Source organism: Teredinibacter sp. KSP-S5-2, from assembly GCF_032773895.1.
GTDB lineage: Bacteria > Pseudomonadota > Gammaproteobacteria > Pseudomonadales > Cellvibrionaceae.
On record NZ_CP120416.1, the window covers coordinates 2,122,481 to 2,139,032 of the forward strand.

A 16,552-nucleotide genomic window follows, 5' to 3' on the forward strand; every position below is an offset into this window, starting at 1 on the left:
ATAATTCTCATATGGCCAATGTTTCATTTATTTTAAATAACAAAAAATAGACATAAATTACGTGAACTTCAGGTAACTAATACCTTATGCATTGAGGTATAATGCCGAGCTTCCCGTTGGCTAGTTGGTTCGAGTTTAGGCCTGTCAAGGCTTGAGAATTCCTAAATGAATGTTAAAGAATATATCCGTCAAAAAGGTGAGTGGGTCGCAAGTGCGCAACACACACTGAAGGAGAAGTTTGAAAATCAGGTACGCGATATATCGATTACGCTCGAAGAGTTTAACGAAAAAAAAATCGATCTATTCCAAATTAAGGAATTTCTAAAAAGCTACAGCGGTGGTAGCGCGACACCTCAAGCCTCTGAGTCTGTAGAAAATTTGTACAAAGCGTTATCCGAGAATATGGGAAGCCAATACCATATTGGTGAATGGTTCTTGATGTCTCAGTCTAAAATCAACCAGTTTGCCGAGGTAACGGGCGATAAACAGTGGATACATATTGACCAGGATCGAGCGCAGCAGGACTCGCCATTTGGTTCAACAGTTGCCCATGGTTTTTATTTGCTGTCCTTATTGCCGTTTTTAACGGAAACAGTGAATAGTACAGAGTTTGACTATCCTTACGTCCGTCTAGTGGTTAATTCGGGCATTAGTAACGCACGCTTCCAATCTGTTGTCAAACCTAACACCCGAATTCGCGCCAGATCCAGAATTGTCGAAGCCCAAAAGTTTAAAAAACACTTGGAATTGGTCAAACAGGTCGAAGTTGAGATCGAGAATAAAAGTGTGCCTGCGGTTATTGCCGATATTAATTACCGGATATATTGTCGTTAAACCCGATTATGGCTTGCTAAACAGCCAATCCAGAGCGAGTTCTTTCGATGGGAACGCATTGACATTTGCTCCTCGGTTAATTGCAGTATCCATCGCCAAGCCATTCAAGTTACTCAGTGAGACATAAAACGCGACTTTCATAGGAGAGTGCCAACATTTGGCAATGTATTCCCCGGTTTGGTAGCGGCTTAAAATTGATTCCGGTGCGGACATTTGAGTCGCATTAACCAGAACTTTCGGACGTTTATGCAATATTGAGTGCTTTTTGATAAGGTCAACACACTCTTTTGCGGATTCCATTGTCCAGGTTCCACTCACAGTAACAAACAGATGATCCTGGGGGCTATCGCTATAATTGAACTGGAAGTCTGATGTTGGCATCTATTTGGGGTCTGGAATGGCACTGCATAGCAGGTGGGGTTATTTGCGCAAGGTGTCCATTTTACGCATCTCTGTAATATTTTTAATACTTTTTTTGGCTGAAAACTACAATAATTGATCACTTACTAGGAAAAACCATACTCTAAGTATTGCTTTAGTTCGTGTGATATAACCAAGAGATCGGTAAGAGGAGGAAATCGGGTAATAATGCTATATGCCACTGGTGATGAACCTTGCATCATTCTGGATAAAGAAGGTATTGCAAAGGGTGTAAATTTTGAACACGACGATAAGCTACGGCAGGTAAGCTGGTCTTCAAACTATTGCACGGCAATTAATATCGACTCAGGAGAGATAGTCCATCTCAGAAATATAGGTGGAAGGTGGATACACTACATGATTGGCGAGTAACTCTAGCCGATTTCCTACAAAACACAGAGCGATTATCTAAAGCCACAAGGCGTTGAGCTAACTATAATTACTGGAAAGACTTGGGTACCAAGGACGTACGTAATGAACACTAAGCAAACCTCTGCGCAAGACTCCAGTATTGCCGATTACCAGTTCATTATTGAGGAGATTGATTACATGATCGCCTCAACCACGCAACTTCGCGAATCTCTCAACACTGTGTGTCAGCGTCAGTTAGCTTTTCCTAATAAAGAACTGGAAAAAATTCGGGTAGGTTGCCGCCATCAATTCCATAAGATTCGAGAATTTAAACACTTGTTGGGGAACTGGCGCATTGAGCTTCGTTTTGTGCCGTATAAAACGGAAATAAAAGATTACCTTTTTCTTTTGGATGATCTCGAATCCCAGACTTCAACCAATGTGCAACTGGCAGCCAAATTGGCCGAAGCGAAAGTGAGTTGATTTCTTAAACTAGACAACCCTATCATTTGAAAACGCTTATATAAGGCGTTTTTCTCTTTTTGTTCAAACCATATTTGTCCACGACCTGGAGTTGGTTCCAGGTTGTATAGCTTTGTGTTCAAGAGTCCTTGGTCTTACTGCCGGTTTCCTCACCCATTGACCGTATAATTACTGGCTATGATCAGTTTTCGGCAAAGTTTGTCATTGAAGAAAACAAAGTGGGTAGGGCCGAGCTAGAAGTGCATAAATCGGTTAGGATATCTCACTTCGCTGCAACGGCCCTCTGAGGAAATAAGTAAAATGAAGGTAAGCGTTTTTTTTGTGATGACACTGTTTGTCGGCTTTGCCCAAGCAGAAACCATCCACGTTGCCGTCGCCTCAAATTTTGCCCAACCCATGAGAACGCTCGCCAGAGAATTTGAAAAAGAGTCTGGGCATAGACTTGTTCTCTCTATTGGTTCTTCAGGCAAACTATATGCTCAAATACGTCATGGGGCGCCTTATCATCTTTTTTTCTCAGCAGATCAAGCAAAACCTGTAGCATTGGAAAAGGCCGGGAGCATTGTCGAAAACAGCCGTTCCACTTATGCAATCGGTATTTTGGCCCTTTGGGCGAAAAACAGGAATGACAGCTCTGCACTTCACTTACTTAAGCAGGGGCAGTTTAGCAGGCTGGCAATCGCCAATCCGCGTTTTGCCCCTTATGGTGTAGCAGCTAAACAGGTTTTATTAAACCTAAAGCTTGCAGAGAAAACACAAGCCCGTTGGATAATGGGTGAGAATATTGGGCAGACCTATCAGTTTGTCCACAGCGGCAACGCAGATCTTGGTTTTGTTGCCCTTTCTCAGGTAATGGAAGACGGAAAAATGGCCCCAGGGGCTATGGTTGTGCCTGGCAACCTGTACACACCTATAAAGCAGGATTTTGTTCTCTTAAAAAAAGGTGAAAAGAACCCTGCTGCAAATGCTCTAATGCGTTTTGTAAAAGAGCTTTCCGCACAGGAAATAATACGATCTTATGGTTACCAAACCCCACCCAAGGTATAACGCCTGATGTCTTTTTCTGAAACAGATATTACTGCGATATGGCTAACCTTGCGTTTGGCGTCCACCGTTACCTTGTTATTACTGCTACTAGGTACGCCTATCGCTTGGTGGCTGGCACGTACGAAATCCTGGTGGAAGGGGCCAGTTGGCGCTGTTGTTGCCCTACCGTTGGTTCTACCACCCACAGTGCTGGGCTTTTATTTGTTAATCGCAATGGGGCCAAATGGACCTATTGGTCAACTCACTCAAACGCTTGGTTTGGGTACCTTGCCATTTACTTTCTGGGGCTTGGTTGTGGCGTCCATTTTTTATTCTATGCCTTTTGTTGTGCAACCAATCCAAAATGCTATTGAAGCTTTAGGGGCCCGACCTTTGGAAGTAGCTGCCACATTGGGTGCCGGTCCGTGGGATCGTTTCTTTTCTGTGGTTGTGCCCATGGCCAAACCGGGGTTTATTTCCGCTACTGTTCTGGGTTTCGCCCATACTGTAGGCGAGTTTGGTGTGGTGCTGATGATTGGTGGCAATATTCCCGGCGAAACGCAGGTGTTGTCTGTTCAGCTATACGACCATGTTGAGGCTTTGGAATATGCTCAATCCCATGCATTGGCTGGCTCCCTGGTTATATTTTCTTTCCTTGTACTTTTGGGGCTTTATTGGTCTCAGCGGAAACAGGGAAGTGCCGGGTTAAAGTATCAGTAACAGAATAGAGGCAACATCTTGCACACAGCTGACCCAGCAAACCAAATTCGCACCTGCTTTAGGCTTGACTTCCCCCATAGCCCCGAGGTTCATGGCTTTTCTCTCGATCTGGATTTAACTCTCCCTGGGCAAGGCGTCACAGCAATTTTTGGCCATTCGGGTTCCGGTAAAACCACTTTTTTACGCTGCATTGCAGGCTTGGAAAAGGCAAAGCACGGGCTGTTAACCATTCAGGGGGATACTTGGCAGGATGACAGAGTTTTTGTGCCAACCCATAAAAGATCCCTTGGATATGTATTCCAAGAGGCGGGGTTGTTTACTCACCTAACAGTTCAGGACAACTTGAACTTCGCCATCAAACGCGCAGCTCAGAGTCCTGCAGAAGAATTAATTGAACACATTGTTGATACGATGGGAATCGCCCACTTATTTCATCGTTATCCGGCGCAACTATCCGGAGGGGAGCGTCAACGAACAGCCATTGCGCGAGCACTTTTGGTACAACCCCGGCTTTTATTAATGGATGAACCTCTCGCTTCTCTGGATATGGCACGCAAACAGGAAATACTGCCGTATCTTGAGCGTTTACGTACTAGTTTTGATGGCCCGATTTTTTACATCAGCCACTCTGTGAACGAAGTTGCGCGTTTGGCGGACCATGTTGTTGTTCTGGAAGAAGGACGGTGCATTGCCCAAGGCAGTGTAACTGATGTGTTTTCCCGTATTGATTTTCCACTTCAGCTTGGCAATGAAACCGGTGTGGTCATTCAAGGAAATATCACCGAGCGCGATGAACAATGGCATTTAGCCCTTGTTTCATTTCCAGGCGGAGAGCTTTGGTTGCGAGACGAAGGTCAGGCAATTGGGTCGGCCATCCGATTACAAATCCTGGCCAGAGATATCAGCCTGACGCTTACCCCTCATGAAGATTCAAGCATTCTAAACCGTTTACGCGGTACCATAACGGATATCAAAGATGACATGGACGCGTCGATGGTGTTGGTTCGTCTGCATGTTGGCAACGAATACCTTATTGCTCGTCTTACCAGGAAATCCCTCCACCAGCTTAATATTGAAGTCGGTAAGTACGTTTGGGCTCAAATAAAATCTGTTGCCATTGCTCGTTAATCAAAAAAGAAAAGGGTATTCAATAGCTGATGCTCTATCTTCTATACTGAAAAAAAGTCTACCATTCGAGCTTGCTTAACCGGTTGTTGCACGGCAAATTCTCTGGTTTAAAAGACTATAAAAGGAGTGGAAGATGAAACAATACTTCGAGCGATTAGCCAAAGCATTACTCGATGTGCCATACAATGAACTAGACACAACAGTACAGAAAGTCATCCATAGTATTGCTGAGAACTCAACCGTATCCGAAAACGTCAACCTCTCATTCAGAGGCACACTAACCGTTGGCCAACGGGTTGCGGATAAAGTCGCAAGTTTTGGTGGTTCCTGGTCTTTTATCGGATTATTTTTTGCTTTCATTATTGTCTGGATCATCTTAAATAGTGTTTGGTTGGTTGAAAAAAGTATTTTTGATCCGTACCCATTTATTTTGCTTAATTTGGGATTATCAACATTAGCTGCGTTTCAGGCACCGATTATTATGATGTCGCAAAATCGGCAGGCGGCAAAGGATAGAATTAAGCAGGACGCTTCATACGAAATAAACTTAAAGCTTGAATTAGAAATCATGCGTTTACATACCAAACTTGATGAATTAAACCAAAAAATGACCTGATTACATACAAACTGAGATCTGTCATGGAAAACACTACCCCTGCTATTTTTATCAAAGTTCTGGACAAAAAAGGCGGATGTATTGAATACAGTGATTTACATGAAGCCAAACAAAGCAAACAGCCATTATGGGTTCATATAAATGGCAACCACCCCAATGCAATGGAGTCATTCCGTGAAGCGGCAGAAGGGATTGATGAACACAGTCTCGCTGCGCTTTTTGATGAAAATGTTCGTCCAAGAGCGCTGGAGCTAGAGAAAGGCATGCTGGTTATCCTACGTGGCATTAATCACAACAAGAATGCCCAGCCAGAAGATATGATTTCGGTGCGAATCTGGATTACACCGAATAGTATCGTCAGTATGCGTTATCGAAGATCCAGAGCAGTTATGAGTGTTGCAGAACGTTTGGATGTTGGTAGCGGCCCGACAAGCATACCGGATTTATTGGTTTCTGTTATCTCAACTTTATTATCCTATACCGAAGTGATTATCGAACAGATTCAAGAACAGTTAGATCACCTTGAAGACCAGATTCTGGATCACCCAAATAAAAAAATGCGCAAGGATATTTCCAACGTACTTAGAAAAGCCATAATGCTTCGACGTTATATCGCCCCCCAACATGACGCCGTTAATATTATTCGTTATGTGGACGCACTCACACCCCATAAAAAGAGCCAGCGGAGAATGCACGAATCACTGGATAACTTATTGCGAGATATCGAAGATCTGGATTCAATTCGAGAAAGGGCGCATGTTGTAAAAGATGAATTAGCCAGTTCACTTTCGGATAAACTAAACCGTAACTTGTATTTACTCTCGGTTATTACAGCTATATTTTTACCGTTAGGTTTTCTAACCGGGTTATTTGGTGTCAACGTTGGTGGCATGCCTGGAGTGGGAGAGCCTCAGGCATTTACAGTGTTCTCGTTAATTCTTTTTGCCCTCGTAGCGATACAAATTATTTTGTTTCGGGTGTTTAAGTGGTTTTAATCAGGCGCTGTTATCCATTGGGTAGGTCGGTTTAAGCTCCAGCTCGGTTAACAACTGCACCACGGGCTTAATTGCTTGAATATGGTCAGAGTGTTTATTAAATACGGCAAACACTTCGCGGCTGACCGTGGTAAACGACTGCATGGTATGAAGTCGGCCACTGTTAATATGAGGCTCCACCAGGGCAACAGGCAAAAATGCGGCACCACCGTGGGCAAGCAAAAATTCCAGGGCAATATGGGTTTGGCTGGTGTGTAACTTAGGGGCAATAGGCTCGTTAAACAGTTTGGCATATTGCAGATTAAACGCAGTTCCCCAATCAACAAACACATAGCCTAGTGTCAATATGTCCTCAATACGATGAATTGGCTGGCTGGCAATCAGTGCTAATTCAATTTCACCGATTTTGATTGTCTCAATCTCCAGTGTATTGGGCGGATCAAGCAATACAATTGCATCCAGACGACCAGCCAACAGCGCTCGGGTTAACTCTTGAGGCGTGTTGATTTCGGTACGAATAAACAGGTTAGGGAAGCTGGTAGCGAGCTTAGGCAGTATGGATTGTAAAAAAGTATCCCAAAGGTTGGAGGTGCTCCCCAAAGCCAGTTGAATATTTTTTGTTGGCGCTGCACCGACATCCTGTAAAGCTAACTGCCAGGCGGCCAGAATATTCTCCGCATGGGGCAGTAGACGTTCACCGGCACTGGTCAGTAGAATATTGTTTCGTTCGCGAGTAAACAATGGAACGCCGAAGGTCTCCTCCAGCTGCTTAATTCTAAAACTCACCGCAGATTGAGTAAGGTATAAGTTATCCGCAGTTTGGCCAAAATGTCGTGTCTTGGATAACTCCAGAAATGTGCGTAGTAGATCTGTATTCATGGATTTAAGTCGATCAAAACTATTTATCGAAATGCCGAAAAAAAGTCATTCTACACACTTTTTACGCAAAACCATAATGCCGAAACATGTTAAATCGGCGTCCGAATCACCTTTAAAACCCTTAGGACAAAGCATCTTATGCTCAGTGGATGAAAGCAGCCGCTAGGGCTTAAGTTGATTAATTCTATTAATCAATAACCGATCACATCACATAGAACACCCGGGAAACCATTATGTTGTCAACAGCCGAATGTAAAGGTACTGAAGTCTTGCTGATGAGCATAAGTCATTGCGGTGGGCTTTGCGCCAAAATATTCGAGCAAGAAAACAAATAGAAGTATCGATTAGGGCAGGAGATTAGTGACAGCATCTCAACAGTAGATGGATAAACAGGGTAGCAGAAGCAGCCTTTCGGCTGCTTGCTTAGTGATCAAAACGTGGGCGGTGTTCGGCGCTTTTTTGTCGTTTTACCGGTTTTTGTAGCAACACGCCTTTGCTGCGATGAGAACGCTTAAAACGAATCTCCTCCAATGAAATGCCTTTTCGCCTGTCTCGTGATCGCAAAGGGCAAAGCGAGGTCTGCTCTTCGTAACGTCGATCATGACAAGGGGATTGTTGGTGAGACATATAGAGACACCTCAGTCAAAAAAATTAAGGGTTAACCATTATTTTCAGTTGTTTGAGGACAGTCGATGAAGTCACCGTTTTCATCCTCGTAAACAGAATAAAGCTCACATTGCTCTTGGACACTTAAGGGCTTTTCATCTGTTTCTGCTTCCCCCTGAGCCAGACAATTGGTTGTCATAGCCAAGGCCATTAGAGCGATGCAGTAAACCGAATTTTTCATAGTAATATCTCAAAGTGAGTTGGTTGTGAGAAGCATATTGTTCTGGGGAATTTCCGGAGTAAAGTGAATCTTTTTTGTGTTTTCAAACAAAAAATTTTGTGGAGAACCGCCCCTGAACGAGTATTTAGAGTGGCAGATAACGACGACATGAAACAACGGATGTGAGCGCCCTGATCCGCTGCAACGTGCATAGCAAGTGCCTTTTCCTTGGTTTAATCTGCATACAATCTGGCACGAGAGATGCTAAAATACGGATAACACAAGCGTTTGATTGGCGCGGGCTTAGAGAGTAAGTTTGGATACGCCTCCCAGAAAAGGGTGCTTTAGGACAGTTCCATGCAATGCAATATAAAAAATAGAATAGAAATTAAATCCACTTCCTTGATTCGGTTAACTCGGGAACTATCGAACAAAACAACCAAGCTGGTCGACTGCCAAGCCAAAATCACTTCGGGCGTATACAAACATCAAGTTCTGACTAGTATGGTCTTGAGTCAGATACAAATTATTCATCACGCACCGAAAAAAGGGTGCACTCGTGCTGAGTACTTCAATTTATTGTTCAAAGAGTACTCAGAGTACAGCAAAAAGCTGATTGAAAAATGCATTGTCTATGGGCGTTTGGTTAAGGAAATTAAATGGATTCCGGGTCAGATAAAAAATGTACACAATGCGCTATGCAAGGACACCAAAATTCAGTTTCAAATGTACCCGATCGAACCAGAACGAAACTTCGCAATACGTTATGTGCACGATGATATTCGCATGGCCATTACTGGAGTTGAAAATTATTTAGCTGTTAGCGTTCGACACACACTTTTTGTCTGCAACACCTTACGTGAAATTCTGAAATTAATTAGTGAGATCCGGTATATTGATAGCCGATTACTAAAGACGACCTACAAGCACAAAGTCTACTATTCGGAAGAATCACTACTGCGAAAATCCGTTAGGCTATCCAAGTTTTATCAGTCGACAGAAAAAGAACTGTCCAGGCAAATTATTGAGCTTTCCTCCAATGTAGACTCTTTGTATGAAAGCATACGGCTAAGCAATCAAGCCGCTCCAACAACTAAAATGTTCAAGGCTAAAGTGGCTTATGCCTAGCGTAGGCGGTAAAAAAAGAGTTATATATCGTTGAACTGGTTAGTTTTTTATAAAAAGTTATAAACACTGCCTTGAAAAGTTGCTGCTCTCCCATATCTTAGTTGAAGCATAAACAAGTTTGATCATGCCTTTTGTGCGATCTGTTGATTTTATTCTATGTTGCTCAGCGTCTGGATATATTATGAACTCAATCGATTCTCTTCTTAATCTTCATCAACACCACACTGTGTGCATGCCTAATACGGCAACCTTCTTCGAACAGAAATTGTCAAAGCCATAAGCAGCCGACATCACAGTTTTACACGCCCATATCGAACTAAAATTCCATAAAGGGACAGACAAGATGCTTAACTATATAAGTCGTTTATTTTTGATACTGATAGTTATCCCAATTAGCTTGGCCTACGGTGCATTGCCAGCGGCGGACAGGGAAGGGAACCCTTTGCCTTCTCTCGCTCCCATGCTAAAGGACGTTAATCCAGCAGTGGTAAACATTGCAACCTATTCGACCCAACAATATACCTACAATCCTCTATTAAACGACCCGTTTTTCCGCCATTTCTTTAATATCCCAGAACCCAGGCAGCGTATACAGCCACAAAAGAAACAACAAAGCGCAGGGTCCGGCGTCATTGTTAACGCCAAGCGTGGCATCGTTATGACCAACTTCCATGTCATAAAAGGTGCAGATGAAATCCAGGTGTCCCTAATCGATGGGCGAACATATCAAGCCAAGCTGCTGGGCAGCGACCCGGATCTTGATATCGCGATCCTGGAAATAAATGGTGAGGATCTAACGCAAGTCAGCCTGGCAAATTCTGACCGTCTGGAAGTAGGGGATTTTGTTGTAGCTATAGGCAACCCTTTCGGTCTTGGTCAAACCGTCACAACAGGTGTGGTCAGCGCACTAGGAAGAAGCGGGCTTGGTATAGAAGGCTATGAAAATTTTATTCAAACTGACGCTTCCATTAACCCAGGAAACTCAGGTGGCGCATTAGTCAATCTTAAAGGGGAATTGGTGGGGATCAATACGGCTATCATCGCACCTTCCGGCGGTAATGTTGGAATCGGGTTTGCCATTCCTATCAATATGGCGAAAGCCAGTATGGAACAAATTATTCGCCACGGTGAAGTGAAACGCGGGCAAATTGGTGTTGGTATTCAAGATATTACACAAGATCTGCGGAGTGCCTTCGGGCTAAAAAATGGTGTTCGAGGTGTATTGATTAGCAACGTAATGAGCGAGTCACCTGCAGATAAGGCGGGCCTTAAAGCAGGGGATATTATTCTCGAAGTGGACGGTCAGATAACCGATTCACCTGCAAAATTCCGCAGTCAATTAGGAATAAAGAGCATCGACGACATCATTACGTTAACCGTATTAAGAGAAAACAAAACGCAAACAATTAGAGTTAAGGTTGGTGACCAACAATCTCTATTAAATTCTGGTCGCGCTCTACACCCAATGCTTGAAGGCGTCGAATTTAGCAACAACCCAAACAACAATGGCGTGAAAGTAATGGCCATTTCTCCGAGGTCTACAGCTGCATACAGCGGTTTAAGACCAGGAGACATAGTTGTTGCTGCTAATCGGATTCGTGTTACTGACATAAACTCTTTTATGCAAGCGTTGAGAAAAAGCAAGCGCTCTGTGTTACTGCAGATTGAGAGAAACGGTAATACCTTTTTTGTTGTCATTCGCTAAAAGCGCGTGGAGAGCATGCGCTTCAGCGGGCAAGGCTTGAATGAATACCGAGCCTTGCCCGAAAATTTAATTTGTGTACAATGAATTTGATATGCAGATGTCATCTTATACCACGCACTTTTCAGGTGTAAAAATTCAAAAAAGTTGAAATTTTGTACTAAATTTAATTAGATCTCTAATATTATTCGTGTGTTATACCTGTACGTGACAAAAGTTGGTGCAAATTTAAATTACATCGCAATGCGAACTCATCAATACGGCCGAAAAATATCATGCCATTCTCCAAAAGCTACGCAAAAGTATGTTGTTTGATTCTTTTAATCCTCGTCAGCGTCTGGTCCACGGCAACAGAAACCAAAAACGAAGAAGAAATAAATACACTGGAAAAACCTTTATACACACCATTTATAGAGCGTTACGTGCTGGATGAGTTGAAACAACTTCGCACAGACCTCGCCAATACCAAGCATGAACTCATGCAACAGATACTTGATAGGGAGCACACCTCAGTCGACAGGGCGGTTACATATGCAACTGACACGGTTACCTATTTCTTTTATCTGATCGCAGGGGTGTCTTCGATTTTGGTGTTAGTCGGCTGGACATCGATCCGTGATATTAAGGAAAAAGTACAATCTATCGCCGACGAAAAAATACACAATCTGGTGACTGAATACGAAGCCAGACTTGATGCTATTGAGCAGCAGCTAAAGCAAAAAACTCGACACATTGAGGAAAATCGGGACGAAATAGAACTAACACAAGAAGTTCAATCGTTATGGTTACGTGCACAGCAGGAAAACTCTGCGGCTAATCGCATAGCTATATACGACCAAATCCTAAAACTAAAACCTGAAGATTGTGAAGCCTTAACCTATAAAGCCGATTCGGTACTAGAGCTTAACGAGCCCCAGTGGGCCGTCAACTTGTGTAATCAGGCTTTAACCATCGACCCAGGAAACAGTCACGCATTTTATCAACTGGCGTGCGCCCATACGGTTATGGGTTACTACGAAGACGCAATTGATTATCTAAGCGAAGCCATTGCGCTCAGTGAAACCTTCCGCGACGACATTGAAACGGATCCAGCTCTAGTTGAACTAAGAGAGCTGGAGTCATTCAAAAATATGCTCAATAAAGGCAGCTCAGCCTCATAACTTAACCCGAGATAGTGGGCAACGAATGTCCTTGAATAGCCATGTGTCTATGTGGGGGTATACGGTTATATATCCAATTTAACATAATATATATTATGCGCACTTATGTGTAGGAAAGGATACCCAGGGTATTTGGGGCTTTATCATCCCTGCGGTGCTCGTAGCCTGCGCGCCTCGGTCTTCATTAGCCCCAATCAATAAGCCGTCGTTTTATACCTGTACCTGCGGTACAGCCACAAAACTCTGGCTTAATACTTACAGACCTTTAAGCTGACTTTGAACCACATGAATAACAGAAAGAATCGAACTCAGCTCATTGATATGAGAAACAGACTCCAATGCTTTGTCTGAAGGTTCACCATCAGCATTAACATCAAAAACAAACGGATACATGGAGCAAACTTTCGCAGCTTTCTCGATAAGTTTCTGAAAGCCATCCTCATAAAGCCACTGATTCAAGCTATCGTTATCAACTTGGTCTACTAACTGATCAACCATAAGGATCACCTTATTTAAGTTTTGCGTCTTTTCATCCAAAACGGCTCAGGCTCCCTGCCATTCAAGTACAATGGATTGCCGTCATAATCATAAATCATCCAATAAAAATCGATATTAACCCTAGCTATCGAACGTAACTTTTCCTCAAAGAAAAAATACAACTCATCAGTTTCATAGGTGGCCAAACCACCAAAATCAACGCGCTCAATTTCACGCCAATAAGACATAAAAGACCTGGCAACATCAGGAAAGTATCTATAAAAACAATTCCCCTCAATGCGTCGATGATGATCATAAATTTCATCAAGCGGGTATAGATATTTTTTTATAGAAGACGATGCCACAACCTAACCCATTACCGGCTCACCAATAAGAATAAGCTTATTGTCAGCGCGAAGTTTCACATGAAGATTATTACCATGACCCTCACTCTCCCTCAGACGAGTCTTTATATACTCTCTATCTTCAGGATGCCACATGCATTCTGGAACATCCGGTTGATCCAAAAGAGACAGCAAAATGGGAATCGGCGTGGGACGACCATCATCAGCTAACCTAAAAAATTCAGTCATTGTTTTGTCCTGTGTTCTCGAGATATTACGCAACCAAAGATAACCTTGGTGCAGTTAAAGGAAGTCTATACCAATCAGGAATAGCAACTGATTTGATATCAATAAGATCATTCGACCTTATACTCAAAGGCATTTTTGTAATATCTCTAGGCATAGAGATGTCTACACCCAAAGATAACAATCTGCGCCTATGTTCATAATATTGAGATCGACCAAGATTTAAATCATCACCATGTAACCACTTTAAATAAACACACTGAGTAGCATTCGCCGCCTGCTGGCTTTTGACAACATTGTTAGAAAGAAGCTGATCTGATACTGATTCGTACTGAGTATTCATAACTGTAAATCTCTTAATAACACCTTCTACATCTCTTAAAAACTCACTAAAATCACTCTCTTTTGTTAAGCCATAAAAACAAAGCTTTTTTCTCCTCAAAAAAGTTTGCTTAAACGAATGTTCCTCTCTTAACAATCCCAAATCATTACACCAATTAATTAACTTTCTGTAATACTCAAACTGATCGTCATCAGCCTTCTTCAATCTCTTTTTCTGATGCTTAATTAAATCACATGACTTGCAATAAACTTTCTTATAATGAAGATCTGATCCCTTATACCAATCAACCGTCATACCATTTGGATAAAGATAAGGCTCTTGACCCTTTCCTATCCGATGCCCGGACAATGCTTTTATAAATGCCCTTTCGGCACCCTTTCCTACCGAAAAATTACGAGTAAAGTCAATGTGATCAAACATCGCGCCATCTGACACAAGCTTAGCCCTAGTTCCATCCTCCCCCTGAAGGTAATCAAAACTAGTAGCCTTAGTTAAAACCGGTAAATCAAGCCTAAGCAAAATGCTGTTATAAACGGCAACGCAATCATCAAAAGAAGTGAAGCCAAAAACGTTTTCTGTGCGATTAAAACGACTAGGATTGCCCTGGATCGATATCTTGGAGCCATTGGATCGAATCGTAATCATGGAAGAATAGGAGCCTTCAAGCTTAAGGGATTTTGGAGAGTCGCTGATCGCTTCGCCCGTAGCTAAATCATAACGAAGCACTCCATGCTCCCCCACTATGGGAAGCCGAAAATCGTATTCCTGCTGCACATTAAGCTTGTCAATAAACCACATAAAAGTGTCTGCATTTTGAGCAATTTATCCGGACGTCCGGACTAAGTCGGGGTGTAACAGAGACCCCGACGAAACCTGTCAACTACCCTGTAGAATATATTTAATCATTACTATAGGGTATAAACAAGCTCGAAGGGGAAAACAGGGGGTAAAATAATGCCTACAGCATATGAAACGGAGATAAAAATGTCTTTCGGTGAAAATTTAAAACGTCTTAGAAGGGAAAAAGGATGGACCCAGGCTGAATTAGCCGAGAAAGCAGACCTAAAAAGCTCACATATCCCCAAGCTCGAGGGAAAAAGCGGAGACCCAAAGCTATCCACCATTTACAAACTAATGGAAGCTTTAGGGTGTTCCGCAGATAGCCTCATAACCGACAGTTCAAAAATGAGCGGTAGTCAAGTAATCAAAGCAATGATTGAGAGGATTGAGGAATTACCAGAACAGAATAAAAACATACTGTTGCATGTAATCGACCAATACTGTATCGCAGCTGGCATTGAAAAAACATTCAGTGCAGAAAAAAAGTGGTTTCACATTAAGTACATGACCGAAGCAACAAGCCCAATGGTTCCAAATCCAAACAATCCTATGAAGGAAAATGAAAAAAACCAGTGAAAATAGGGAAAATTAACATGTCAGAACTTAGCGGAAAGTTGATTGGATACATTGTTTACTTGGAAGAGTCAGATGAGTTCCTTATTAAAAGATCAAAGGATGGGTACCTGTGGGGGAAGTCAAAACCAGAGCTGGCGATGAGATTCGCAACTGAAAACCAAGCAAAGTATGTCGTAAAAAAACACGGGAAGAATGCTGTCATAGGCATGCTGTACGAATCAGAAAACAGGTACATTCTTAAGTACTAAATGCCCTTCAGGTAGGCTTAGCAGCGCTCACAGTCCATTGTGAGCTTGCACAGAGGGGTTCCCCCTCTGGACTCCCCATCAGCATAGAGTACAGCGCTAATTAGCGCAGAATCGTTCCTACGATTCTGAAACAGATCACCTCAAGCAGAAAGGTTAATCAAGAAAAAGAAAGGAAATTCCTAGCAATATGATCAATTATGCGACATAAGGTAATCAATTATGCGCACTTATGTGTAGGAAAGGATACCCAGGGTATTTGGGGCTTTATCATCCCTGCGGTGCTCGTAGCCTGCGCGCCTCGGTCTTCATTAGCCCCAATCAATAAGCCGTCGTTTTATACCTGTACCTGCGGTACAGCCACAAAACTCTGGCTTAATACTTACAGACCTTTAAGCTGACTTTGAACCACATGAATAACAGAAAGAATCGAACTCAGCTCATTGATATGAGAAACAGACTCCAATGCTTTGTCTGAAGGTTCACCATCAGCATTAACATCAAAAACAAACGGATACATGGAGCAAACTTTCGCAGCTTTCTCGATAAGTTTCTGAAAGCCATCCTCATAAAGCCACTGATTCAAGCTATCGTTATCAACTTGGTCTACTAACTGATCAACCATAAGGATCACCTTATTTAAGTTTTGCGTCTTTTCATCCAAAACGGCTCAGGCTCCCTGCCATTCAAGTACAATGGATTGCCGTCATAATCATAAATCATCCAATAAAAATCGATATTAACCCTAGCTATCGAACGTAACTTTTCCTCAAAGAAAAAATACAACTCATCAGTTTCATAGGTGGCCAAACCACCAAAATCAACGCGCTCAATTTCACGCCAATAAGACATAAAAGACCTGGCAACATCAGGAAAGTATCTATAAAAACAATTCCCCTCAATGCGTCGATGATGATCATAAATTTCATCAAGCGGGTATAGATATTTTTTTATAGAAGACGATGCCACAACCTAACCCATTACCGGCTCACCAATAAGAATAAGCTTATTGTCAGCGCGAAGTTTCACATGAAGATTATTACCATGACCCTCACTCTCCCTCAGACGAGTCTTTATATACTCTCTATCTTCAGGATGCCACATGCATTCTGGAACATCCGGTTGATCCAAAAGAGACAGCAAAATGGGAATCGGCGTGGGACGACCATCATCAGCTAACCTAAAAAATTCAGTCATTGTTTTGTCCTGTGTT

General features: G+C 42.6%; 24 protein-coding genes. 13 read left to right on the forward strand and 11 right to left on the reverse strand.

Going from position 1 to position 16,552, the window contains the following annotated elements:
* The first annotated feature begins 165 nt into the window (after positions 1-165).
* Positions 166-834 (forward strand): MaoC/PaaZ C-terminal domain-containing protein, encoded by a 669-nt coding sequence (locus P5V12_RS09500; RefSeq protein ID WP_316957117.1) that lies wholly within the window; start codon positions 166-168, stop codon positions 832-834.
* A gap of 6 nt (positions 835-840) precedes the next feature.
* On the opposite strand, the gene P5V12_RS09505 is transcribed toward P5V12_RS09500, so the two are convergent.
* Positions 841-1,215 (reverse strand): hypothetical protein, encoded by a 375-nt coding sequence (locus tag P5V12_RS09505; RefSeq protein ID WP_316957118.1) that lies wholly within the window; start codon positions 1,213-1,215, stop codon positions 841-843.
* A 207-nt stretch (positions 1,216-1,422) separates the two neighbouring features.
* Here P5V12_RS09505 and P5V12_RS09510 point away from each other — a divergent pair, with 207 nt between their 5' ends.
* From P5V12_RS09510 to P5V12_RS09540, 7 genes are all read left to right on the forward strand, one after another.
* On the forward strand, positions 1,423-1,626 hold the full coding sequence (locus P5V12_RS09510; protein ID WP_316957119.1) for a hypothetical protein: 204 nt from the start codon (positions 1,423-1,425) through the stop codon (positions 1,624-1,626).
* Positions 1,627-1,728: 102 nt separating this feature from the next.
* Positions 1,729-2,088, forward strand: a complete 360-nt coding sequence (locus P5V12_RS09515; RefSeq protein ID WP_316957120.1) for a hypothetical protein — start codon at positions 1,729-1,731, stop codon at positions 2,086-2,088.
* Between the two features lie 300 nt (positions 2,089-2,388).
* Positions 2,389-3,135 carry a molybdate ABC transporter substrate-binding protein gene (gene modA / locus P5V12_RS09520; protein WP_316957121.1) on the forward strand — a complete coding sequence of 249 codons (747 nt, stop codon included), beginning with the start codon at positions 2,389-2,391 and terminating at the stop codon, positions 3,133-3,135.
* A 6-nt stretch (positions 3,136-3,141) separates the two neighbouring features.
* Positions 3,142-3,834, forward strand: coding sequence for a molybdate ABC transporter permease subunit (gene modB / locus P5V12_RS09525; RefSeq protein WP_316957122.1), 693 nt, complete (start codon positions 3,142-3,144; stop codon positions 3,832-3,834).
* Between the two features lie 18 nt (positions 3,835-3,852).
* On the forward strand, positions 3,853-4,962 hold the full coding sequence (gene modC / locus P5V12_RS09530; RefSeq protein ID WP_316957123.1) for a molybdenum ABC transporter ATP-binding protein: 1,110 nt from the start codon (positions 3,853-3,855) through the stop codon (positions 4,960-4,962).
* A 133-nt stretch (positions 4,963-5,095) separates the two neighbouring features.
* A complete protein-coding gene (locus P5V12_RS09535) occupies positions 5,096-5,578 on the forward strand; it encodes a DUF1003 domain-containing protein (RefSeq protein WP_316957124.1) in 483 nt (160 codons plus the stop codon).
* A 23-nt stretch (positions 5,579-5,601) separates the two neighbouring features.
* Positions 5,602-6,573 (forward strand): zinc transporter ZntB, encoded by a 972-nt coding sequence (locus P5V12_RS09540; protein ID WP_316957125.1) that lies wholly within the window; start codon positions 5,602-5,604, stop codon positions 6,571-6,573.
* Here the strand turns inward: P5V12_RS09540 and P5V12_RS09545 are convergent, their stop codons facing one another.
* From P5V12_RS09545 to P5V12_RS09555, 3 genes are all read right to left on the reverse strand, one after another.
* Positions 6,574-7,452 (reverse strand): LysR family transcriptional regulator, encoded by an 879-nt coding sequence (locus tag P5V12_RS09545; RefSeq protein WP_316957126.1) that lies wholly within the window; start codon positions 7,450-7,452, stop codon positions 6,574-6,576. It lies immediately after the preceding gene.
* Positions 7,453-7,875: 423 nt separating this feature from the next.
* Entirely contained in the window at positions 7,876-8,079 is a 204-nt protein-coding gene (locus tag P5V12_RS09550; RefSeq protein ID WP_316957127.1) for a hypothetical protein, read from the reverse strand.
* A 31-nt stretch (positions 8,080-8,110) separates the two neighbouring features.
* On the reverse strand, positions 8,111-8,299 hold the full coding sequence (locus tag P5V12_RS09555; protein ID WP_316957128.1) for a hypothetical protein: 189 nt from the start codon (positions 8,297-8,299) through the stop codon (positions 8,111-8,113).
* Between the two features lie 336 nt (positions 8,300-8,635).
* Here P5V12_RS09555 and P5V12_RS09560 point away from each other — a divergent pair, with 336 nt between their 5' ends.
* The 3 genes from P5V12_RS09560 to P5V12_RS09570 all read left to right on the forward strand — a co-directional run bounded on the left by P5V12_RS09560 (position 8,636) and on the right by P5V12_RS09570 (position 12,268).
* Entirely contained in the window at positions 8,636-9,406 is a 771-nt protein-coding gene (locus P5V12_RS09560; RefSeq protein ID WP_316957129.1) for a hypothetical protein, read from the forward strand.
* 343 nt (positions 9,407-9,749) lie between these two features.
* Positions 9,750-11,111 (forward strand): DegQ family serine endoprotease, encoded by a 1,362-nt coding sequence (locus P5V12_RS09565; protein ID WP_316957130.1) that lies wholly within the window; start codon positions 9,750-9,752, stop codon positions 11,109-11,111.
* Between the two features lie 272 nt (positions 11,112-11,383).
* A complete protein-coding gene (locus P5V12_RS09570) occupies positions 11,384-12,268 on the forward strand; it encodes a TPR end-of-group domain-containing protein (RefSeq protein ID WP_316957131.1) in 885 nt (294 codons plus the stop codon).
* 255 nt (positions 12,269-12,523) lie between these two features.
* Here P5V12_RS09570 and P5V12_RS09575 read toward each other — a convergent pair whose 3' ends face one another.
* The 4 genes from P5V12_RS09575 to P5V12_RS09590 form a co-directional block, all read right to left on the reverse strand.
* Positions 12,524-12,766: a hypothetical protein gene (locus P5V12_RS09575; protein ID WP_316957132.1), complete on the reverse strand. Its 243-nt coding sequence runs from the start codon at positions 12,764-12,766 to the stop codon at positions 12,524-12,526.
* Positions 12,767-12,780: 14 nt separating this feature from the next.
* A complete protein-coding gene (locus P5V12_RS09580; protein ID WP_316957133.1) occupies positions 12,781-12,993 on the reverse strand; it encodes a hypothetical protein in 213 nt (70 codons plus the stop codon).
* A 120-nt stretch (positions 12,994-13,113) separates the two neighbouring features.
* Complete coding sequence (locus tag P5V12_RS09585; protein ID WP_316957134.1) at positions 13,114-13,338, reverse strand: hypothetical protein; 225 nt, start codon at positions 13,336-13,338, stop codon at positions 13,114-13,116.
* A 25-nt stretch (positions 13,339-13,363) separates the two neighbouring features.
* Complete coding sequence (locus tag P5V12_RS09590; protein ID WP_316957135.1) at positions 13,364-14,476, reverse strand: phage/plasmid replication protein; 1,113 nt, start codon at positions 14,474-14,476, stop codon at positions 13,364-13,366.
* A gap of 156 nt (positions 14,477-14,632) precedes the next feature.
* On the opposite strand from P5V12_RS09590, the gene P5V12_RS09595 reads away from it, so the two are divergent.
* Positions 14,633-15,094 carry a helix-turn-helix transcriptional regulator gene (locus P5V12_RS09595; RefSeq protein ID WP_316957136.1) on the forward strand — a complete coding sequence of 154 codons (462 nt, stop codon included), beginning with the start codon at positions 14,633-14,635 and terminating at the stop codon, positions 15,092-15,094.
* Between the two features lie 17 nt (positions 15,095-15,111).
* Positions 15,112-15,342 carry a hypothetical protein gene (locus tag P5V12_RS09600; protein ID WP_316957137.1) on the forward strand — a complete coding sequence of 77 codons (231 nt, stop codon included), beginning with the start codon at positions 15,112-15,114 and terminating at the stop codon, positions 15,340-15,342.
* A 379-nt stretch (positions 15,343-15,721) separates the two neighbouring features.
* On the opposite strand, the gene P5V12_RS09605 is transcribed toward P5V12_RS09600, so the two are convergent.
* The 3 genes from P5V12_RS09605 to P5V12_RS09615 all read right to left on the reverse strand — a co-directional run bounded on the left by P5V12_RS09605 (position 15,722) and on the right by P5V12_RS09615 (position 16,536).
* On the reverse strand, positions 15,722-15,964 hold the full coding sequence (locus P5V12_RS09605) for a hypothetical protein (protein WP_316957132.1): 243 nt from the start codon (positions 15,962-15,964) through the stop codon (positions 15,722-15,724).
* Between the two features lie 14 nt (positions 15,965-15,978).
* Positions 15,979-16,191, reverse strand: coding sequence for a hypothetical protein (locus P5V12_RS09610; protein ID WP_316957133.1), 213 nt, complete (start codon positions 16,189-16,191; stop codon positions 15,979-15,981).
* A 120-nt stretch (positions 16,192-16,311) separates the two neighbouring features.
* A complete protein-coding gene (locus tag P5V12_RS09615) occupies positions 16,312-16,536 on the reverse strand; it encodes a hypothetical protein (protein WP_316957134.1) in 225 nt (74 codons plus the stop codon).
* Positions 16,537-16,552: the final 16 nt, after the last annotated feature.

Excerpts from the sequence above, each read along its gene's own strand:
- P5V12_RS09505 (WP_316957118.1), bottom strand. The coding sequence starts at position 1,215 with ATGCCAACATCAGACTTCCAGTTCAATTATAGCGATAGCCCCCAGGAT.
- P5V12_RS09600 (WP_316957137.1), top strand. The coding sequence starts at position 15,112 with ATGTCAGAACTTAGCGGAAAGTTGATTGGATACATTGTTTACTTGGAA.
- P5V12_RS09510 (WP_316957119.1), top strand. The coding sequence starts at position 1,423 with ATGCTATATGCCACTGGTGATGAACCTTGCATCATTCTGGATAAAGAA.
- P5V12_RS09550 (WP_316957127.1), bottom strand. The coding sequence starts at position 8,079 with ATGTCTCACCAACAATCCCCTTGTCATGATCGACGTTACGAAGAGCAG.
- P5V12_RS09595 (WP_316957136.1), top strand. The coding sequence starts at position 14,633 with ATGCCTACAGCATATGAAACGGAGATAAAAATGTCTTTCGGTGAAAAT.
- modA (WP_316957121.1), top strand. The coding sequence starts at position 2,389 with ATGAAGGTAAGCGTTTTTTTTGTGATGACACTGTTTGTCGGCTTTGCC.
- P5V12_RS09535 (WP_316957124.1), top strand. The coding sequence starts at position 5,096 with ATGAAACAATACTTCGAGCGATTAGCCAAAGCATTACTCGATGTGCCA.
- P5V12_RS09575 (WP_316957132.1), bottom strand. The coding sequence starts at position 12,766 with ATGGTTGATCAGTTAGTAGACCAAGTTGATAACGATAGCTTGAATCAG.
- P5V12_RS09555 (WP_316957128.1), bottom strand. The coding sequence starts at position 8,299 with ATGAAAAATTCGGTTTACTGCATCGCTCTAATGGCCTTGGCTATGACA.
- P5V12_RS09615 (WP_316957134.1), bottom strand. The coding sequence starts at position 16,536 with ATGACTGAATTTTTTAGGTTAGCTGATGATGGTCGTCCCACGCCGATT.
- P5V12_RS09515 (WP_316957120.1), top strand. The coding sequence starts at position 1,729 with ATGAACACTAAGCAAACCTCTGCGCAAGACTCCAGTATTGCCGATTAC.
- P5V12_RS09610 (WP_316957133.1), bottom strand. The coding sequence starts at position 16,191 with ATGTCTTATTGGCGTGAAATTGAGCGCGTTGATTTTGGTGGTTTGGCC.
- P5V12_RS09560 (WP_316957129.1), top strand. The coding sequence starts at position 8,636 with ATGCAATGCAATATAAAAAATAGAATAGAAATTAAATCCACTTCCTTG.
- P5V12_RS09545 (WP_316957126.1), bottom strand. The coding sequence starts at position 7,452 with ATGAATACAGATCTACTACGCACATTTCTGGAGTTATCCAAGACACGA.
- modB (WP_316957122.1), top strand. The coding sequence starts at position 3,142 with ATGTCTTTTTCTGAAACAGATATTACTGCGATATGGCTAACCTTGCGT.
- P5V12_RS09590 (WP_316957135.1), bottom strand. The coding sequence starts at position 14,476 with ATGTGGTTTATTGACAAGCTTAATGTGCAGCAGGAATACGATTTTCGG.
- P5V12_RS09565 (WP_316957130.1), top strand. The coding sequence starts at position 9,750 with ATGCTTAACTATATAAGTCGTTTATTTTTGATACTGATAGTTATCCCA.
- P5V12_RS09500 (WP_316957117.1), top strand. The coding sequence starts at position 166 with ATGAATGTTAAAGAATATATCCGTCAAAAAGGTGAGTGGGTCGCAAGT.
- P5V12_RS09580 (WP_316957133.1), bottom strand. The coding sequence starts at position 12,993 with ATGTCTTATTGGCGTGAAATTGAGCGCGTTGATTTTGGTGGTTTGGCC.
- P5V12_RS09605 (WP_316957132.1), bottom strand. The coding sequence starts at position 15,964 with ATGGTTGATCAGTTAGTAGACCAAGTTGATAACGATAGCTTGAATCAG.
- P5V12_RS09540 (WP_316957125.1), top strand. The coding sequence starts at position 5,602 with ATGGAAAACACTACCCCTGCTATTTTTATCAAAGTTCTGGACAAAAAA.
- P5V12_RS09570 (WP_316957131.1), top strand. The coding sequence starts at position 11,384 with ATGCCATTCTCCAAAAGCTACGCAAAAGTATGTTGTTTGATTCTTTTA.
- P5V12_RS09585 (WP_316957134.1), bottom strand. The coding sequence starts at position 13,338 with ATGACTGAATTTTTTAGGTTAGCTGATGATGGTCGTCCCACGCCGATT.